The following is an 18355-nucleotide window of genomic DNA, read 5'->3' as shown; positions in this document are numbered from 1 at the left end:
TTATGACAAAAGAATATACTTTCGAATTATTGATTATTGACCCAAATGGAAATAGTGAAATTCAATCACAAAAGAGTTTGTTGTACGGGCTTTTATCCACAGAGAAACTATGGGAAAATCCCGAAGAAATAGATGAGAAAGGCAAAAAGTATATAAAAGATACAAATCTAACTCTAAAAATAAAACCTGTTGACACCAGTTCAGTTCTTTATAACCTTTATGAAGCTGCCTTCATATTAAAACTTGAGTCGAGTAATTTTGAAAAATTGGAAAAATTTAGATATCCTTTGGTTGTTCATTTAAAGAGCAGATTGAGATTCGACCATATAAGAATTTTAACGGATGATATTTCAACTGAGATTTCAAATAAAATTTATCCTCTAATAAATGAGTTAGAAAACATATTAAGACGGTATTTAGCAAAGTTTTTTACGCAAAAAGTAGGATTAGATTGGTGGAAGCAAGCAGTGCCTGATAAGGTGATTGAGAAAACCAAAATGAGACAAGATAATGAAAATGTATTTTCAAAAATTGTTGAAACAGATATGACTTTAATCGATTTTAATGATTTGGGAGAAATTATCTACAAGCATAAATTAGGCTTTAACAAACCTGAGAATCTGATGGATAAGATTCTATCCATAAATTCAGAAGACGAACTTCAGAAACTTAAACAGGATCTTGATGGAAACTACAATCGTTTTTTCAAACAACACTTTAAAGATTTTAACTTTGACACAAAGTGGAAACAACTCTTTCAATTAAGAAACAAAGTCGCCCATAATAATTTATTTATCAGACCCGATTTAGATAATTCACAGATCTTACATAAAGAGATAAAAGACATTATTTTAAAAGCTGAAGAAAAAATAGATGAATTTAGATTTTCTGTTGAAGAACAGGAGGCAATGATTAAAACATCCACTACTCCATCGACTATTATTTCAGAAGGTTTGCCAACAAATAGTGTAAAGGTTATCGGGAAAATTGATTTGCCTGAAAAACTCGAAAATAATTATGAGATTATTTCCGAAGAGACGTTATTAAAAGAGTTAGTAAAAGCCGAGGATTCATTAAACCACAAAAATCTCACCTTTATAGGTTTGAAATCATTCGTTACAAATGTTTTAGCGAATAAAGGGTACTCATTTGGCCCAACTTATGCTCAGATTAATGTGCTTAAGGATAAAGGGAAAATAGAAATATACGATGTCGAAAATGCAAACGAAAATTCACCTTGGCCTGTCAAAGCAATTCGGATTGTCACGGCAGGTTAAATGAATGAAAAACCCCTCTTGGCGCACGAATGTCCCGTGTGAGATACACGTAAACGAACAGTAATAACAATTAGGTTTGCCAAGAATAAACATTGAAACCCACAGGAACAAGCAAAAAAATCTTTCTTCGATTTAACATCTCGCTTAATGTCGTAAAAACTGCAGAGTGCTATAAACCAATAGATATTCGTTCACCAAGAGAATTAATGAATTATGAAGACTGAAGAAAGAAAAACAAAGAAAACTTTTGATGCCGTAAAATTTATGCGCGAACAAAGCGACAGAATTTCTACAGACATAATGGATTTAAGTCCAGAGGATGTTGTTAAATATTTTGAGCAGAATAAAAATCATGGTTCGCTGTCATCCGTGAATAGCTAGAGCATAACTGATGTAATATAGGACATGAACAAAAACCTCCCCCATTAGCGCACGCGTGCCGGTGTGAGATAACAAGCAAACGAGCAATAATTATATCGAACCGTCGCAGAACAAACTTTTATCTTTAAAACTATTGTCATTGCAAAGATAGAATACTCTAAACTTCAAGCGTTTGAGCTTCAACATCGACAGCCCAGGCCGTTACCATCGGATGCAAAATTTTGAGAAATAATATTTGTATTTTTGTTTAATGAGTAAACCAAGATTGTATTTTGATACTTCTGTTTTTGGTGGAATATTCGATATTGAATTTCAGCAAGAAACCGAATTGCTCTTTGAAATGGTTAAAAATGGAGAGATAATTTGTGTATATTCTGACCTTTGCGAGTATGAACTCGAAAATGCGCCAAAAATTGTAAAAAAACATTTTCTAAGTCTCAAAAAAAATGAAACAGAGTTTGTAGAAGTAACTGAAGAAATTAACCAACTTGCTGAAGAATATGTCAAGGAAAAAGTGGTAGGAGAAACGAGTATAGATGATTGCCGACATATTGCCTGTGCTACCATAAACAAAGTTGATTATTTAGTAAGTTGGAATTTTAAACACATCGTAAATGTTTTTAGAATAAGAGGTTATAACGCAATAAACATAAAACATGGACACTTTCAACTAGATATCCGTTCACCTAAAGATATAATTACGAATGAATAACAAATCGAGCATTAAAGAAAAAGAATTTGACACTGTCAAATTTTTTAGAGAAGTAAAAGTAAAAATAGCCAAGGAAACTAAGGGAATGTCTTTTGCCGAATTTAAAGAATATTTAAACAAAAGAAAATTGAGGTTGGCGAAGTGAATGTACGGCAACAGCGCCTGCCCGCGGCGTATGATGTAATATCTACATGACATGAACAAAAAACTCACTTTAAATATCGACAAGGAAATAATTCTCAAAGCTAAAACGTATGCTAAAAGTCATAGTGTAAGCTTATCTAAACTTGTAGAAAATTATCTCATTTCTATAACTAATGCGTCAAAAACAAACTCGACGGTTAGTCCGTTAGTTGAAAGTTTAACGGGAATAATTCCAAGTGATTACGACGAGCGGGCTGACTATAGAGATTATTTTGACAAAAAATATTCATAATAGAGGTTTTATATTTATGAATAACGAAGCAGATGTTATAGTTACTCGAAACAAGAAAGATTTCAGAAGTTCTAAAATCCCTCTAATGACTGCTTAAGAATATTTGAGCAGTATTTTATAAAATTAGCATCACAAAACACTTCCCTTCAAAAACTTTTCCTAGAGCAAAACGTTCAAACGTAGAATTTTGAGCTATCGTCTCAATATATTACCAAAAACGATTTTAACTTAAAGACCATGAACATTACCTTTATAGGATTAGGAATTATGGGAACCGAAATGGCTTCCAACTTAGCTAAGAACAACGTAAATTTAACGGTTTACAACAGAAGCAAAATAGAAAATAGTCCTTTCGGCGAGCATGTGACTATTGCAGATTCTTTAGAAAACGCGGTTAAAGACGCCGACCTAGTTTTTAGCATGCTTTCTACGCCAAAAGCAGTTAATGACGTATTTTTTGGTGAAAAAGGCACGCTGAGTTTAATGAAGAAAAATGCCATTTGGGCAGATTGCTCTACCGTTAATCCATCCTTTAGTTTGGAAGCTTCCGCGGAAGCGAAATCACACGACATTCGATTTTTAGATACGCCGGTTTCTGGATCTAAAGTTCCGGCGCAAAAAGCGGAATTACTGTTTTTAGTAGGTGGCGATAAAGAAACAGTTAAGGAAGCAGAACCATTTATGAATATGATGGGCAAAGAGGTGTTGCACGTTGGCGATACCGGGAAAGGCGCATCGCTTAAAATGTTGATCAATATGATGCTCGCGCAGTCGATGTTGATTTTTGCGGAAGCGGTACTATTAGGCAAAAAAATGGGCATTGATAAAGATTTCTTGCTCGATTTTCTGCCAAATTTACCTGTATGTGCGCCTTTTACAAAATTGAAAGCAGCAGCTATAAAAAACGACAATTATGATGTTCAATTCCCTTTAGAATGGATGCACAAAGATTTGCATTTAGCAGCGCTTACTGCGTACGAGCTGAATCAACCTTTGTACATCGCAAATTTGACCAAAGAAATTTATGCAGCGGCAAATAAAAATGGCTTGGGCAGGTTGGATTTTTCAGCAATATTTAAGTATTTGGAGGAAAGTAAGTAATATGAGTTGATGATGTATAAGATTTAAAGTGATTGAAAGATCAAATTTCCGTCTCTTTATAGCTATAGCTTTTCTATCAAACCAATTGCCCTCCCCCATTTGTTATAAACTTCAATTGGTTTTGGGTAATCGGGAATATCAAACTCCCAAGGAATTAGTACTTCGATATTGTTTTTATCACTGATTTCGGGAATCCATTTGCGGATAAAATCTTGTGCTTTGTATTTGTTAGATTGATGCACCGGGTTTGTATACCAAATTTCGAACGCCTGCATGTGCCAATTCATCCAGTTAGAGCTTACATCATAATCTATTAGTTTGCTTTCGAAATAAGCGGCACCCCATGTCCAGTTTATTTTTAAATCATGTACAAAGTAACTCGCGCAATTTACACGCCCGCGATTGCTCATATAACCGGTTTCATTTAATTGACGCATGTGTGCATCTATAAATGGAACTCCGGTGTTGCCACCGCACCATTTTTGGAATTTTACGGGGTCATTTTCCCAATCAATTTCTTTGTTTTTGTAACCTTTGGTATAAAAAATTTTGTCGCCAAAACGCATTCCTTTAAATGTAAAATAATCTCGCCACACCAATTCGAAAACCAACCACCAAGTACTTTGGTTCTTTTTTACTTTTGCCTCGTAGTCTTTTACAGTTTTATAAATTTCTCGCGCGGAAATGCAACCTAAAGCCAAATAAGGCGAAAATTTGGAGCTATAATCCAATCCATCCGATCTATTTCTACTCCATCTATAACCAGTTAAAAGTTCAGAGTTGAAGGTGTAATACTGTACCCTTTCTAACGCTGCAGTTTCCCCTCCATCTACAAAAGGCTTTGCTTGATCATATTCTTGTTTGGTAAAACCATAAACTTGATAAGAAGGAAATGGATCGCTTTTGACTTTTGCAAACGCATTTAACTTGGTTGGAGTTTTAAAAGTTTGTCGCGGCTCAGCGTTTTTTCCAGCAGGAATTCTATACGCTTTGCTCGTGAGCGGAACGGCGGCGATTTCGAAAGGAATGTCGTCCTTATGATAAAGTGTTTTACCCCAAAAGAAATGAAAATTGGTTTTCGGCAATACTTTTTTAAGTTCTTCAATTAAACTTAGCTCCTCGCTCGCATATTCTTCTTCTGCATAAATATCTGTGATGGCAAATGCCGCAATTAATTTGGGTAAGGTTTCCAGAGCAGAAGTTTTTCCAACAATTAAATGTGCGTTCAGGTCTTCTAAATTTCTCTGCAGGTTGAGCACGGATTGTTCCAAGAATTTAAATCTCAGAACATCTGTTTTTCGGAAACCCAAATCAAGATGCTCAAAGATTCTTTGCTCTAAACAGAAGCAAAATAGTAATTCCTCACATTCTTCCTGAGCTTTTGTTAAAGCTTCGTTATCGTGTAATCGCAAATCATTTTTGAACCAAACCAAACCGCGTTTCGCCATTTACAAATTATTTTAGGTGTAGTTCCAAATATTTTGGTACTATGGAGTGCTCTTTTATATGTCTTAAAAAATTAGACTTTTAGATTAACTCAAAACCGATAAAAAAGTTCACGTTAAATTCAATCGAATTAAAAACCTTTCATACTCTTGCAATCTATTCTGCGTAAATTTTGTTTATAAAGTTTGATTAAGAAAACACATAAAATGAGAGCAATTCAAATAACAAAATCGGGCGGACCAGAGGTTTTAAAATTAATTGAAACACCAAAGCCTCGACCGATGGAAAACCAAGTTTTAATCAAAGTGAAAGCTGCAGGTGTAAATCGGAGCGACGTAATCAGCCGTCAAAATCTAAGTGCTTATGGCAAAGGATCTGAGAAATTGCAAATTCCAGGATTAGAAGTTTCCGGTGAAATAATCGAACTTGGAAATGAGGTAAAAGACAAGAAAATTGGCGACAAGGTATGTGCGCTAATTGCGAATGGGGCTTACGCAGAATATGTTGCTGTCGACGCTTCTCACTGCCTATCTATACCTGGGGGGATAAGTTTAACAAATGCTGCTGCGCTGCCAGAAACTACTTTTACTGTTTGGTTTAACGTATTTAAATTGGGGAACCTTCAACGAGGTGAAAAATTATTGATTCATGGCGGCACAAGCGGCATCGGAACCATGGGGTTACAAATGGCCAAAGCTTGGGGTTGTAACACTTATACGACGGTCGGTAGTGATAAAAAACTCGACTTTATAAAGGGAATGAATCTTGGTCGTGTAATAAACTATAAAAAAGAAGCTTTCGAAGAAGTTTTTAAGGCTGAAAAAATAGATGTAATATTAGATATGGTCGGTGGAGATTATACGCAAAAGAACCTCGAAATCCTCAATGAAAGCGGTCGCCTAGTTTATATCAATGGTATGAAGAGTGCCAACGCAACTATTGATTTGCGTACCATAATGAGCAAAAATCTACTCGTAACTGGCAGCTTTCTAAAACCCCAATCAGCAGTAGTAAAAACTCAGATTGCTAGAGAAGTGGAAAAAAACATATGGCCAATGTTTCAATCGAAAAAAATAAATCCGGTGATTTACAAAACTTTTCCGTTAGCAGAAGCCGCCGAAGCTCATAAATTAATGGAAAGCAGCGAGCACATTGGTAAAATTTTATTAACTATGGGATAAACGAGAAAACTGTGCGTGGTGCTAGATAAAAGTGAAATTAACTTTAACTTGTTTATAGACAATTAACCTAGCAAGAGGTTTATATTCTTCCAATAGGACTTGTGAACTACGAACTTAATGGTGTACGCGCAATTTATGGTGGATTAGCTAAGCCAATTTCCTTGCAATCTCCGTATGACTACAATTTCTGCAATATGGTAAGCATTGTGATCGGCAATTTGTAAGGCTTCTAATAAAACCGTTTGCCCATCACCGGCAGCTATTTTTTCATACACATCTGCTCTGTGCAGAAACGAGATAAATACCTCTAAGTCTGCATCAATTTGCCTGATCGTATCCTCCCATTCTTGATCATTTTTCGGGGCAACTTCTTTTGGCCAATATTCATTTGGCCATTCTGGCGATTGATGATTAGGGTTTTTACAAAATTCGAGCATGTCCCATTGTGCAATTTTTATATGCGCAACGAGTTGCCAAATACTATAAGGAAGCTTTGCTACAATTTGTCCTCTCGCAGCTTTCGGCAAGTCTTTTAATGAATCTGCAAAACCAACGTGCGCGATTCCGCCATGTAGCAGTTTTTCTAACGTTTGGATTAATACTTGATGATGATTTTCCATTGATAAAGTTTAAACAATTGGTTTAATTAACAATCAATTTACAATTTTGATTGCAATAATATTTAAGAAATTCAAGTGATTAAAGCTAAAAGTGTATCTTGCTTTCAAAAATTTATAGATATGTTTAAAAAGTTAAATTTACTGTTCTGCCTATTCTTTACATTGTTTTCTTTTTCAGGCAAGGCAGATGCATTCGCCGAGAAATCCTCAAATATATATCAGCTGCAAATATTTCAGCTGTCTACTAAAGCACAAGAAACACGTTTAGATGCCTATTTAAAAAATGCTTATATGCCTGCTTTACATCGATTCGGGATTAAAAGTGTAGGCGTTTTTAAAACAATAGAAAAGGACAGTTCAGCGAATTTAGTCTATGTTTTTGTCCCGTTCAAAAGTTTAAATGATTTAGATAAACTATCGAAGCACCTAAAAACGGATGCGGACTATTTGAACAACGGTAAGGAATTTATAGATGTTCCTTATAATAACGTTCCATACGTACGCATGCAGTCGATTATATTAGAGGCTTTTTCGGGTATGCCAAACTTTGCGGCTCCAAATTTAACATCGCCAAAGAGTGAACGCATTTACGAACTAAGGGATTATGAGAGCGCAACAGAAAAAATTGGATTGAATAAAATAGAAATGTTTAATAAATATGAGATAGACATTTTTTCTAAGTTAGATTTCAACGCCATCTTTTATGGACAGGTACTGTCCGGACCCAAAATACCAGATTTAATTTACCTGACGACATATAACAATATGGCAGATCATGAAACAAAATGGAAAGCATTTGGAGCAGCATATGATAAAGTAAATAAACTTCCCCAGTATCAAAATAATGTATCGCACATTACCTCAACCTTTTTAAGACCGACGGAATATTCTGATCTATAGAACAACAAATGAGATACCTATTATATTTATGTTGCTGTCTACCTATTTTAGCCACGGCACAAAATATAAAATGGGATAAATCAACGTTGAGAAAAGTAGCGCCTATTGGCAATGATCAATCCGCCAACTATGCTAGGATAATCCAGTTGGCCTCAGGCCAGTTAATTTGCATTTATGAAACAGCCGGGAATGTTGCTTGCCTATTTAGCAACGACTTTGGAAACAGCTGGAGTGGCGAAACGACTATCGCCAAGCAAGAACTTGGACTAAGCATGACCGTTCCAGAGATTTTGGAACTTCAAGATAAATCGTTGTTGGCCTCTTATAATCCACGGCCATACCTGATAGATGGCAAGGCCGATACTAGTAAACATTTCGAAATTCGCACAAAAAAAAGCTATGACAGCGGTAAAACATGGAGCGATGAAAAACTTGTTTATCAAGCCAGTCATAGATTTGAAGATGGTTGCTGGGAACCTGCCCAAGTACAACTGGAAAGTGGCAAAATTCTATTGTTCTTTTCAAACGAAAACATCTATAGAAAATCAAATGAGCAAAATATTTCTTTATTAACGTCTACCGATGGCGGATTAAATTGGAGCAAAAACCCGAAAATTGTTTCATTTACGCCTCATTTTAGAGATGGTATGCCCGTTCCAATCGTATTGAAAGGCAAGAATAAGGTATTGTTTTCTATCGAAGACAATGCGGTAGGAAACTTTAAACCAACACTTGTTGAACTTCAATTAACCAAGTTACAAGACAAAACTAAAACGCTTACCATAAGGCATCAACCCTTTGCAAATCCTTTACCCGATACGGTTTATGCAGGCGCCCCTTATGTACGCCAGTTGCATAATGGAAAAATGATCTTGTCTTTTCAAAGCACGTTAAACAGACCGAATAATTGGCAGCATGCTACCATGCAAGTAGCACTTGGAAATAAGTTTGGGCAAAATTTTAATTTGGTAGACGATCCCTTCGAAGTACCGAAAAACAAACACGCTTTGTGGAATTCTTTGTGTGTACTTTCAGATGACACGATCATCGCAATATCATCAACCAACACATACAACAGCAAAGGTGCTATTTGGATGATAAAAGGAAAACTTATTGACAAAAAATAAGTACGTATTGATCGCATTTAAACACGATGAATTGAGCTTTGTTTTTTACATTTGACATCTTGTTATGTTAAAAAACAAATTATGAAATTAAAATTTTTTACCTTTTTCATCTCCATTTTATTCATTTCCCTCAATTCTTTCTCACAGCTTTTTCAAAACGGGGTAAACTACAAGCTTACTAATAGTAGTGGCCTCTCTGTAGACACGCGCGGAAGTTTAGCCGATGACGATAACATCTTTTTAGAAAAAGAAATGGCAACCAGTGCGAGCCAAGTCTGGCTACTTTCTACCTTAGGGAATGGATATTACACCTTTACCAACCCTGTTAGCTTTAAAAGTATAGACAATGCGAATGCCGGCGGCGGCAACGGCAATGCCGTTGTATTATGGACAAAGGACGAAAACAATCCAAATCAACAATGGAAACTAACTGAAAACGGTAAAGGCCGATACACCATAACCTCAAAACCTAGTGGTTATAATTTGGCTCTACGCAATGGCAAGGTGTATCAGTTAAAACCAGATTTAAATGATCTTACCCAACTTTGGAGCATTACAGAAACTAAGGAAAAAATTAAAATTGTTAAGCGTGTTAGCGAAAATGACTGGGAAAATGAAACCATTCTTGGAATAAACAAAGAACTACCACACGTTCCCTATATCCCGTTTGCAACAGAGGCAAATCTTAAAAAAGATGCCTCTTTTGATAAACCGTGGCAGCGAAATAATTCTTCTCTTTACCAATTATTAAATGGGAATTGGAAGTTCAATTGGGTAAAAAAACCATCTGAACGCCCGATGGATTTCTTTAAATCTAATTTTAACTCTTCTTCATGGAAAGAAATTCCTGTGCCTTCTAATTGGGAAATGCTCGGATATGGAACTCCTATATATACGAACATTACCTTTCCTTACAAAAATAACCCTCCGTTTATCGAGCCACAAAAAGGCTATACAAACGAAACAGAAGTTAATCCGGTTGGCAGTTATCTAAGAAACTTCGATGTCCCTCAAACTTGGAATGGAAAAGCAATTTACCTACGTTTTGATGGTGTTTACAGCGCAATGTACGTTTGGGTAAATGGAAAAAAAGTTGGCTACAGTCAAGATTCTAACGGCATTGCAGAATTTAATGTGACGGGCTTTGTAAAGCCAGGCAATAATAGTTTAGCTGTTCAGGTTTTTAGATGGAGCGACGGCAGCTATATAGAAGATCAGGATATGTTTAGGCTGAGCGGCATTCACAGAGATGTAGCAATTTATGCAGTACCAAAAACACATATTAGCGACTTTGAAATCACGACCAAATTTAGCGGAGACGATCTTACATCTTCTACGATGAACGTTAAATTAAATGTTGTCAATGCCCGAGATATGGCTAACAAAGGCGGAAATATTAAATTAACCGTACTCGATATTGCAGGAAAGGAAGTTGTCACCGTAAATTCAAAGTTTGCTGCAGTTAAAAATGCCGGCGAAAGTATATTCAATTTATCCTCCGTTTTTAAAAATCCAAAATTATGGTCGGCAGAGATGCCAAACCTCTACACCGCAATGCTATCTGTATTCGATAACTCAGGGAAATTGACCGAAGTTCTTTCTTCTAAGTTTGGCTTTAGAAAAATTGAAGTAAAAAATAACCGTGTTTACATCAACAACAAACAAATATTTTTTAAAGGTGTAAACAGGCATGACATGGACCCAATAATGGGCAACGCATTGCCTATTGAGACGATGTTGAAAGATGTTACTATGATGAAGCAAAACAACATAAATACCATTAGAACTAGCCATTACCCGAACGACCCGAAAATGTACGCCATGTATGACTATTATGGTTTGTATACGATGAGCGAGGCAAATTTGGAATGCCACGGAAATCAATCCATTAGCAAAATGGCAAGTTGGATACCTGCATTCGTTGATAGGAACGTACGCAATGTGCAGGAGCATAAAAACCATGCGGCAGTTATATTCTGGTCTATGGGCAACGAATCTGGTAATGGAAACAATTTTGATGTCGTTTATGCAGCCATTAAAAAGTTAGACGCTGTTCGGCCAATTCATTACGAAGGTAAAAATGCCATTGCCGATATGGATTCTCAAATGTATCCGGATCTTGTAGATATGGCAAAACAAGACAAAAATGGCAAGCAAAAACCATATTTTCTCTGTGAATATTCGCACTCAATGGGCAATGCAATTGGTAATTTGCCAGATTATTGGGATTACATCGAGAACAAATCAGAACGAATGATTGGAGGCTGTATTTGGGATTGGGTAGATCAGGGAATAATTAAATTTGGTGGACCAAAAGATGAATACTATTATGGGGGCGATTTTGGAGATAAACCCAACGATGGCAATTTCTGCCTCAATGGTATTGTAACGCCCGATAGAAAGGTTACACCAAAGCTTTTGGAAGTTAAAAAGGCTTATCAATACATAAAACTCGCCGCAGTTGATTTAGAAGGGGGATTGATCAAGATTACAAATAAATATGATTTCTTAAATCTAGATCAGTTTAACATTCGCTATAGTATATTGGAAGATGGAAAAGTGATTGAGAACGGAAATCTTGCGCCGTTAAACCTAAAACCAGACGAATCTAAAATCGTTAAATTTAATTTTAAAACTAAGACGGATAATAAGCATGAATATTTCATTAACCTTTATTTCTCGAAAATAAAAAATCTACCTTACGCAGATGCAGGGCATGTAGTAGCGACAGAACAGTTTGCGTTAAACCAAAGGCCTGCTGTCGTTTCGGTTCCAAACTTTGCAAAAGCGCAATTGACTTCCCATAAGACTGATGCGCAACTAACCGTTGATGGAAGCAACTTTTCTGCAAATTTTAATGCTCAGAACGGCATGATTACTTCCTTAAAAATGAACGGTGACGAAATGATCTACAAAGGCAAAGGGTTTACGTTTAACTGGTACAGAAGTATTGATAATGATAAGCGCGACTACATAAACCCCGATACAAAATTGACTGGCTTTAGTACAGAAAACATTGGGAACGGCGATAAAATTTTGGTTAATACGAAGATGGAAACTACTTTAAAAGGCGCAAAAACAAGCATAATTCCATTTGCTATCAACTATACCTTTTATAAAAGTGGCGCTGTAGACGTTGCGGTTTCTATAGATAATACCAAGGACGATAATAAAGTGCCGCGCCTTGGTTTGCAAATGGCAATGACTCCAGGTTTTGAAAAAGTAGCCTGGTATGGTCGCGGTCCTCAAGAAAATTATCAAGATAGAGAAGCTTCTGCCTATTTTGGTTTGTTTAACAATACTGTTACCGGGATGGAGGAAAGTTATGTGCGCAGCCAAAGTATGGGAAACAGGCAAGATGCAAGATGGCTGACTTTTTCTAATGGAAAAGGCGGTTTCAAAATAACTTCCTTAAACAAGTTAAACTTCACTGCACTACATTTTTACGATAAAGATTTGTGGGAAATGGCACACGATTTTAAATTAAAAAATAATCGCTTGCCAGAAACTATTTTGAGTCTAGATTATATGCAACGCGGACTTGGAAATGCGAGTTGCGGTCCTGGTCCTTTGGCGAGATGTGAGTTGCCAGTTTCTGCAAATAATGATTATGCATTTCGGATAGAACCAATTGAGAAATAAGAAATAGCATTGTATCCATAAAAAAAAGGGTTGCAAATTTCATTTTGCGACCCTTTTTTAATCTTTAATCGTTTTATTTCACCACAGTGTATTTCATTTTGTAATTAATTGGCGGCTCTTTATCTAGAAGATTTTTAACAAAGTAATCCCAACGGCGACGCATCATATAATAAGAATCCGTTCCGTACCCATGAGCTGCCTGCGGAAACAAAACAAGATCAAATGTTTTATTTGCCTTTATAAGCGCATCCACCACCAACATGGTATTGCTCAATGGTACGTTATCATCCATCATTCCATGCGCCAGCATTAACTTCCCTTTCAAATTCTTTGCGTATTTCTGATTTGCCTGCGCTTCATAATCTGAGTTCTGCAACAGACCATTGTAGCGTTCGCCCCAATCATCTTCGTAGTTTCGATTTTCGTGATTGCCAGATTCTGCAATGCCAACCTTGAAGAAATCTGGATATCTAAACATTGCGGCGGCAGTTGCAAAGCCACCACCAGAATGCCCCCAAATACCAACCTTATTAGTGTCAATCGGGAACTTTAAAGACAGTTGTCTGATAGCGGTAACCTGGTCGGGCAAAGTGTTTTCTGCCATATTTCCATAGCTCATGTCATGAAAACTTTTAGATCGATTTGGGTTGCTAGTTCCTTCCATCACAACCACAATAAAGCCTAGTTCCGCTAACGCTTGATTATCTCCTCGAGATGCTGCAAAATTCCAACTTCCCACGCTTCCACCCTGCGGACCGGGATAGATGTAATCTATTACCGGATATTTTTTTCCTTCAACCATTTTTGTGGGCGTAAATACCAGCCCATAAATATCAGTTTTCCCATCATGCGCTTTTGCTGTGAATTCAATTGGGGGTTTCCATCCGGTCGCTTCTAGCGCAGTTAAATCTGCTTTTTCAAGGGTGGAGATTAGTTTTCCTTTATTATTTTTCAAAGCAGAAATTGGCCCGGAGCTCGGCGTAGAATAAGTATCTACAAAATAATCTGCCGATGGCGAAAAATCTATTTGATGAGCGCCTGATTCTGGAGTTAGGTCTTTAAAACTTTTGCCATCGAATTTAATACTGCAGAGATGAGTAAAATATGGGTTTTTAGGATCTAAACCATCTGCCTGAAAAAAGATCAATCTGTTTTTTTCATCAACTTTGATCAATTTAGTTACGACATAATCTCCCTTAGTAATTTGATTTCTTAACTTACCTGTACTCGAATCATATAAATATAAATGACCCCAATTGTCTCGCTCAGAGTACCAAATGATTTCTTTTGATGCCGGTAAATACCGCCAATTAATGGCGCCTTGTCCAGACTCATATTGTGTTTTTACTTTCTCTTCAAACACCTCTCTAACGACACCAGTTTCTGCATTTGCGATGCGAAATTTTTCTTCTTTGTGATCTCGAGACGTTGATACGAAGGCCATTTCGGTTCCGTCGGCCTTCCAACCAATGTCATCAAAAGTGCCACTGCTGGAAACATCATCGCTTAAAGTAGCGCGGTGTGGGTCCGGTGGGATTTGCAAGCTAACAACTTTTGGCTCTTCAACGTCAATAATTATCCGCCTAATTGTGGCTATAACAGAATCGCCTGGCAATGGATATTTCCAAGTGGTTAATTTTGGAGCGCCAACATTGGTGCTCACCATATACATATCGCTCACCTTTCGCTGATCTTGTTGAAAAGTGGCTACTTTTTTAGAATCTGGGGACCAACGGACAATTGCTGCATCACTATGTTTCCAACCTGCATTATCTGTAGCATAACCGTAATTCTTTACGCCATCGAAAGTAAGTTGTTTTTCTTTTGCTGTTTCCAAATCTCTTACATAGAGGTTAAAATCCTTAATAAAAACAGCTTTCTTCCCATCTGGTGAAATTACATCAGTGCTTCTCCTAGTCCTTCTTTTTTCGGCCGATGATAAAAAATCTCCTAAATCTGCCCTATTGCTTTTCTCAATCCGACTATTGGTTTTTGGATCGAAAAGCACATAGCTTGTCCCGCTATTCGTATTTAAGGTATACCAAAAACGCCCGTCAGGCAACCAATTTGCGCTAACATTGCCATGATAAACCAACTGACTGGTATTGTAAGACATGAAACTTTCTGCATGTTGATAATCGAGTACAGACAACGAATCTTTTATTTGGGCATTTACACTAGTTCCGAAACCAATAAAAATTAAGAGAATAAACCTTCTGTTCATAAATGTGTTAATTTACAGCCTAAATTAAATAAAGCGCCTCCTATATCGGTTAAAGTATTAACAATAATACACAGGTCAAAAAAAAAGGCCACCAAACAAAAAAACACCTTTCGGTGCTTTTAACAAATATTATTTTTTATTGTCGTGCTTTCGCTGATTGTCTTTATTAGACGTTTGATCTGAACGTTGTCCACCCGCGTTTGAAATGCCTTGCATTTTCTTATCAGTGATGACATCATGGTTTGCTCTGTTTGAGGTAGGATAACCTTGATCTTCTGGATTGTGGATTGGTGTTTTGGTCCTTTTCATAATGATAAATTTAAATTTGTATTAAACCTTTATTTAATAACGCAGTAAAGGTCATGCTGTTTTAAATAATGCAAATTAGTACCGTGTGCTAAATTAATCACAAAGCAAACACTAAATGGAGTGATTTTTAGTCTAACTTTCCTACTCCAAAAAGTAAAAAAAGAGATTTTCTTGAATTTGATTGCTAATTTTGATCAAATTTTAGCTTTATCCTGTGAATAAAAAAATAATACTCTTTTTTGTTTTAAGCCTCTCTACATTTTATGCCTCTGCACAAAATCAGAGTTTTTTAGACCTTTTAAAAAACAAACCGACGTGGGTAGATAGTGTATTCAAAAAAATGAATCGCCGAGAACGCATTGCCCAAATGTTTTTCGTTCGAGCACACACAAATTTGGGCGCAAAATATGCAGATTCGGTGGGTAAAGTAATTGAGAAAGAGCAATTGGGTGGCGTAGTCTTCTTTCAAGGTGGCCCGAGCAGACAGGCTTTATTAACAAATGCATATCAACTCGTCAGCAAGGTCCCATTGATTGTAACTTCTGATGGCGAATGGGGTTTAGGCATGCGTTTAGACAGCACGATTTCCTATCCTTATCAAATGACCCTTGGAGCGATACAAAACAATGATTTGATTTATCAAATGGGCTTGCAAGTTGCAAAAGACTATAAACGCATGGGTATGCAAATGAATTTTGCACCCGATGCCGATGTAAATAATAATCCGCAAAATCCGGTTATCAATTACCGCTCCTTTGGAGAAAATAAATTTAATGTAGCTACAAAAGCCGCTCAATATATGAAGGGCATGCAAGCCGGTGGACTATTAACTACCTTAAAGCATTTTCCTGGCCATGGCGATACAGACGTAGACTCGCATAAGGATTTACCCCAATTAAATTTTACCCCAGAACGTTTGGACACGTTGGAGATGTATCCGTTTAAACAGCTTATAAGGGAAGGCGCCACCGGGATAATGGTTGCGCATCTAAGCATCCCCTCATTGGACACCACTGCACATCTCCCTTCCTCGCTTTCCAAGCCGATTGTAACAGGTATTCTAAAAGATAAATTAGGGTTTAAAGGACTCGTCGTTTCTGATGCGATGGATATGAAAGGCGTCGTAAAATACTTCAAAGATGGTCAAGCAGATTTACTTGCTATCATAGCAGGAAACGATATTTTAGAACTCTCTGAAAACAGCGATCGGGCAATCCATTTAATAAGAAAAGCCGTTAGGCAACGCTTAGTAAGTATGGATGCAATAGACATGAGTGTCAAAAAAATATTGACAGCAAAGTATTGGGCCGGATTAAATAAGCCAGACACCATTGTTATTAAAGGGCTTTCAGCCGATTTAAACCGAGCGGAAAGCAATGCTCTGGTGCAGCAGTTGGCTAATGCATCTGTAACTTTATTACGTGGCAAAGACTACATCCGGAATCTGATTCCTATCCGCAGAACAGCTATAATTAGCATTGGCGAACCAAGTGTCACAACCTTTCAAAAAGAAGTTAGAAAAGGGTTTTACAATTCAGTTTATTACGTACTTGATAAAGATGCTACTGCAGAACAGATATCAAACGTTGCCAGAGAAATAAATGCATTCGATCAGATTATAGTAGGTATCCACGACAGCAGGTCTAGGCCTGGAAATAATATTGCTTTGAACGCCGGCGTAAAAAAATTTATTACTGAACTCACCGGAAAAAATACAGTTTTTGCACTTTTTGCAAACCCTTATAATCTTGCTGGCTTACCAGGTTTAGAAAAAAGCAAAGGACTTATTGTAGCCTATCAAAAAGAGGATTTTATGCAAAAGGCCGCGGCAGCATTAATTAACAACAGGCTTATCGCCAAAGGCAAACTTCCGGTAAGCATCCTCTCTTTCTATAAGTATGGCGATGGCTTTTAAATCTTAGTTTATTAAATTCATGCATATTTTTTAAAACAATTTGTTTCGGGAAATCGTCTTTACTAAAAAATAAAAATCATGATGGAGCCAAAAGACCAAACTTTCAGTGACGATAACTATTCTGTCGATAAGAATGATGCGTTACGTAGAGAAGACAACACTGAAGATATAAGAGAAATTTCGGGAGATGACAGCAGTATCAGGGCAGATGTGGATAGATTACAACAAGCCGATGATGCTTCAAAGCCATCTTATGAATTAAACCTGGACGATGAAATAAATCCTGATGCATAACATAAAATACGTTAAAAACATCTGCCCGAACCTTTAAAAACAATAGTCAGGCATGCTAAAGAAAATCAATCCATTTTTATTTTTAATTGTTATTTCTTTTGCCCTAGGTAATTGTCAATTAGGCAAGAGGAACCAAGATAAAGAAAATACAACGGATTCTATAAATACGTCGGTTGGCAGGGAAGAAGCAGAAAAATCTACAAATTTGGTTTCTCAGGTGTATTATGTTGCGGTACCTGATACTGCTCTATTGGGAAAGCGGTACGAAGCTCGAGTTAAAGTTAATGATGCTTTGCTGATGCCACTTCAAGACCCAGATGGCAAATCTGCCGGATCTGAACTAAGTGTTAAGTTATCACTAACCAACAAAAGTACTTTAGCCGACAAAAAGTTTTTTTCCGTATCAGCGTCAGATGCTCGTCTAGAAATGGATACTGACCAAGCAATACCTCCAACAAGTACTAACGGTAAAACGAATCCAAAACCAGATTCCACAAGTTTGGTAGAATGGAAATTTAATTTGCCTCCAAATGCAAAACCGTCAAAACTGCACATGTATTTAGATGGCACTAGAGTAACTTTAAATCTCCAAATAAAATAAATGAAAACCCTGTTCTGCAGGGTTTTTTAGTGTGAGAGAAAACAATAAACTGTAAAAAAAACTAGATAAAGTTGTGTAACTCAATTATTATTTAAATATTTACAACTTAATAATATACAAGCCGTTTAAAACGCTTAAAAAAATGTTGAAACAAATTATAGTTAAACTTTCTGTTTATGTGACGAATTT

17 protein-coding genes are annotated in these 18355 nt (G+C 36.7%); 13 read left to right on the top strand and 4 right to left on the bottom strand.

Translation table 11 applies throughout. The annotated features are described in order from the left end of the window. The first annotated feature begins 2 nt into the window (after window positions 1–2). The 6 genes from ACVWYG_RS04890 to ACVWYG_RS04865 all read left to right on the top strand — a co-directional run bounded on the left by ACVWYG_RS04890 (window position 3) and on the right by ACVWYG_RS04865 (window position 3907). Window positions 3–1277 carry a hypothetical protein gene (locus ACVWYG_RS04890; RefSeq protein WP_457269032.1) on the top strand — a complete coding sequence of 425 codons (1275 nt, stop codon included), beginning with the start codon at window positions 3–5 and terminating at the stop codon, window positions 1275–1277. Between the two features lie 213 nt (window positions 1278–1490). Beyond that, window positions 1491–1658: a hypothetical protein gene (locus tag ACVWYG_RS04885; RefSeq protein WP_457269031.1), complete on the top strand. Its 168-nt coding sequence runs from the start codon at window positions 1491–1493 to the stop codon at window positions 1656–1658. Window positions 1659–1908: 250 nt separating this feature from the next. After that, entirely contained in the window at window positions 1909–2370 is a 462-nt protein-coding gene (locus ACVWYG_RS04880; protein WP_457269030.1) for a PIN domain protein, read from the top strand. Beyond that, the gene (locus tag ACVWYG_RS04875) at window positions 2363–2515 is read left to right on the top strand and encodes a hypothetical protein (RefSeq protein ID WP_457269029.1); all 153 of its coding nucleotides are present in this window, start codon (window positions 2363–2365) and stop codon (window positions 2513–2515) included. Before ACVWYG_RS04880 ends, ACVWYG_RS04875 begins: the two co-directional genes overlap by 8 nt. Window positions 2516–2566: 51 nt before the next feature. Then, window positions 2567–2806 (top strand): DUF6364 family protein, encoded by a 240-nt coding sequence (locus ACVWYG_RS04870; protein ID WP_457269028.1) that lies wholly within the window; start codon window positions 2567–2569, stop codon window positions 2804–2806. 207 nt (window positions 2807–3013) lie between these two features. Then, the gene (locus ACVWYG_RS04865) at window positions 3014–3907 is read left to right on the top strand and encodes an NAD(P)-dependent oxidoreductase (RefSeq protein WP_457269171.1); all 894 of its coding nucleotides are present in this window, start codon (window positions 3014–3016) and stop codon (window positions 3905–3907) included. 62 nt (window positions 3908–3969) lie between these two features. Here the strand turns inward: ACVWYG_RS04865 and ACVWYG_RS04860 are convergent, their stop codons facing one another. Then, a complete protein-coding gene (locus ACVWYG_RS04860; protein WP_457269027.1) occupies window positions 3970–5355 on the bottom strand; it encodes a DASH family cryptochrome in 1386 nt (461 codons plus the stop codon). Window positions 5356–5559: 204 nt separating this feature from the next. On the opposite strand from ACVWYG_RS04860, the gene ACVWYG_RS04855 reads away from it, so the two are divergent. Further along, the gene (locus tag ACVWYG_RS04855) at window positions 5560–6534 is read left to right on the top strand and encodes an NAD(P)H-quinone oxidoreductase (RefSeq protein ID WP_457269026.1); all 975 of its coding nucleotides are present in this window, start codon (window positions 5560–5562) and stop codon (window positions 6532–6534) included. A 143-nt stretch (window positions 6535–6677) separates the two neighbouring features. Here the strand turns inward: ACVWYG_RS04855 and ACVWYG_RS04850 are convergent, their stop codons facing one another. Next, window positions 6678–7154 carry a DinB family protein gene (locus tag ACVWYG_RS04850; protein WP_457269025.1) on the bottom strand — a complete coding sequence of 159 codons (477 nt, stop codon included), beginning with the start codon at window positions 7152–7154 and terminating at the stop codon, window positions 6678–6680. A gap of 120 nt (window positions 7155–7274) precedes the next feature. Here ACVWYG_RS04850 and ACVWYG_RS04845 point away from each other — a divergent pair, with 120 nt between their 5' ends. From ACVWYG_RS04845 to ACVWYG_RS04835, 3 genes are all read left to right on the top strand, one after another. Continuing rightward, on the top strand, window positions 7275–8054 hold the full coding sequence (locus ACVWYG_RS04845) for an NIPSNAP family protein (protein WP_457269024.1): 780 nt from the start codon (window positions 7275–7277) through the stop codon (window positions 8052–8054). Between the two features lie 8 nt (window positions 8055–8062). Continuing rightward, entirely contained in the window at window positions 8063–9181 is a 1119-nt protein-coding gene (locus ACVWYG_RS04840) for a sialidase family protein (protein ID WP_457269023.1), read from the top strand. Between the two features lie 81 nt (window positions 9182–9262). Further along, window positions 9263–12823: a glycoside hydrolase family 2 TIM barrel-domain containing protein gene (locus ACVWYG_RS04835; protein WP_457269022.1), complete on the top strand. Its 3561-nt coding sequence runs from the start codon at window positions 9263–9265 to the stop codon at window positions 12821–12823. A gap of 73 nt (window positions 12824–12896) precedes the next feature. On the opposite strand, the gene ACVWYG_RS04830 is transcribed toward ACVWYG_RS04835, so the two are convergent. After that, a complete protein-coding gene (locus ACVWYG_RS04830; RefSeq protein WP_457269021.1) occupies window positions 12897–15047 on the bottom strand; it encodes a DPP IV N-terminal domain-containing protein in 2151 nt (716 codons plus the stop codon). Window positions 15048–15176: 129 nt separating this feature from the next. Then, window positions 15177–15356 (bottom strand): hypothetical protein, encoded by a 180-nt coding sequence (locus tag ACVWYG_RS04825; RefSeq protein ID WP_457269020.1) that lies wholly within the window; start codon window positions 15354–15356, stop codon window positions 15177–15179. Between the two features lie 340 nt (window positions 15357–15696). On the opposite strand from ACVWYG_RS04825, the gene ACVWYG_RS04820 reads away from it, so the two are divergent. From ACVWYG_RS04820 to ACVWYG_RS04810, 3 genes are all read left to right on the top strand, one after another. Beyond that, the gene (locus ACVWYG_RS04820) at window positions 15697–17271 is read left to right on the top strand and encodes a glycoside hydrolase family 3 protein (protein ID WP_457269019.1); all 1575 of its coding nucleotides are present in this window, start codon (window positions 15697–15699) and stop codon (window positions 17269–17271) included. A 78-nt stretch (window positions 17272–17349) separates the two neighbouring features. Beyond that, window positions 17350–17565, top strand: coding sequence for a hypothetical protein (locus ACVWYG_RS04815; RefSeq protein WP_457269018.1), 216 nt, complete (start codon window positions 17350–17352; stop codon window positions 17563–17565). Window positions 17566–17617: 52 nt separating this feature from the next. Continuing rightward, a complete protein-coding gene (locus ACVWYG_RS04810) occupies window positions 17618–18166 on the top strand; it encodes a hypothetical protein (RefSeq protein WP_457269017.1) in 549 nt (182 codons plus the stop codon). Window positions 18167–18355: the final 189 nt, after the last annotated feature.

The organism is Pedobacter sp. UYEF25 (assembly GCF_054061655.1).
The sequence above is the reverse complement of the archived record's forward strand: the minus strand, read 5'-3'. Positions and strand labels throughout refer to the sequence as shown.

What these genes read in the sequence shown, in the direction of transcription:
- ACVWYG_RS04890 (WP_457269032.1), top strand. Translation starts at nt 3, where the DNA reads ATGACAAAAGAATATACTTTCGAATTATTGATTATTGACCCAAATGGA.
- ACVWYG_RS04885 (WP_457269031.1), top strand. Translation starts at nt 1,491, where the DNA reads ATGAAGACTGAAGAAAGAAAAACAAAGAAAACTTTTGATGCCGTAAAA.
- ACVWYG_RS04880 (WP_457269030.1), top strand. Translation starts at nt 1,909, where the DNA reads ATGAGTAAACCAAGATTGTATTTTGATACTTCTGTTTTTGGTGGAATA.
- ACVWYG_RS04875 (WP_457269029.1), top strand. Translation starts at nt 2,363, where the DNA reads ATGAATAACAAATCGAGCATTAAAGAAAAAGAATTTGACACTGTCAAA.
- ACVWYG_RS04870 (WP_457269028.1), top strand. Translation starts at nt 2,567, where the DNA reads ATGAACAAAAAACTCACTTTAAATATCGACAAGGAAATAATTCTCAAA.
- ACVWYG_RS04860 (WP_457269027.1), bottom strand. Translation starts at nt 5,355, where the DNA reads ATGGCGAAACGCGGTTTGGTTTGGTTCAAAAATGATTTGCGATTACAC.
- ACVWYG_RS04855 (WP_457269026.1), top strand. Translation starts at nt 5,560, where the DNA reads ATGAGAGCAATTCAAATAACAAAATCGGGCGGACCAGAGGTTTTAAAA.
- ACVWYG_RS04850 (WP_457269025.1), bottom strand. Translation starts at nt 7,154, where the DNA reads ATGGAAAATCATCATCAAGTATTAATCCAAACGTTAGAAAAACTGCTA.
- ACVWYG_RS04845 (WP_457269024.1), top strand. Translation starts at nt 7,275, where the DNA reads ATGTTTAAAAAGTTAAATTTACTGTTCTGCCTATTCTTTACATTGTTT.
- ACVWYG_RS04840 (WP_457269023.1), top strand. Translation starts at nt 8,063, where the DNA reads ATGAGATACCTATTATATTTATGTTGCTGTCTACCTATTTTAGCCACG.
- ACVWYG_RS04835 (WP_457269022.1), top strand. Translation starts at nt 9,263, where the DNA reads ATGAAATTAAAATTTTTTACCTTTTTCATCTCCATTTTATTCATTTCC.
- ACVWYG_RS04830 (WP_457269021.1), bottom strand. Translation starts at nt 15,047, where the DNA reads ATGAACAGAAGGTTTATTCTCTTAATTTTTATTGGTTTCGGAACTAGT.
- ACVWYG_RS04825 (WP_457269020.1), bottom strand. Translation starts at nt 15,356, where the DNA reads ATGAAAAGGACCAAAACACCAATCCACAATCCAGAAGATCAAGGTTAT.
- ACVWYG_RS04820 (WP_457269019.1), top strand. Translation starts at nt 15,697, where the DNA reads ATGAATCGCCGAGAACGCATTGCCCAAATGTTTTTCGTTCGAGCACAC.
- ACVWYG_RS04815 (WP_457269018.1), top strand. Translation starts at nt 17,350, where the DNA reads ATGATGGAGCCAAAAGACCAAACTTTCAGTGACGATAACTATTCTGTC.
- ACVWYG_RS04810 (WP_457269017.1), top strand. Translation starts at nt 17,618, where the DNA reads ATGCTAAAGAAAATCAATCCATTTTTATTTTTAATTGTTATTTCTTTT.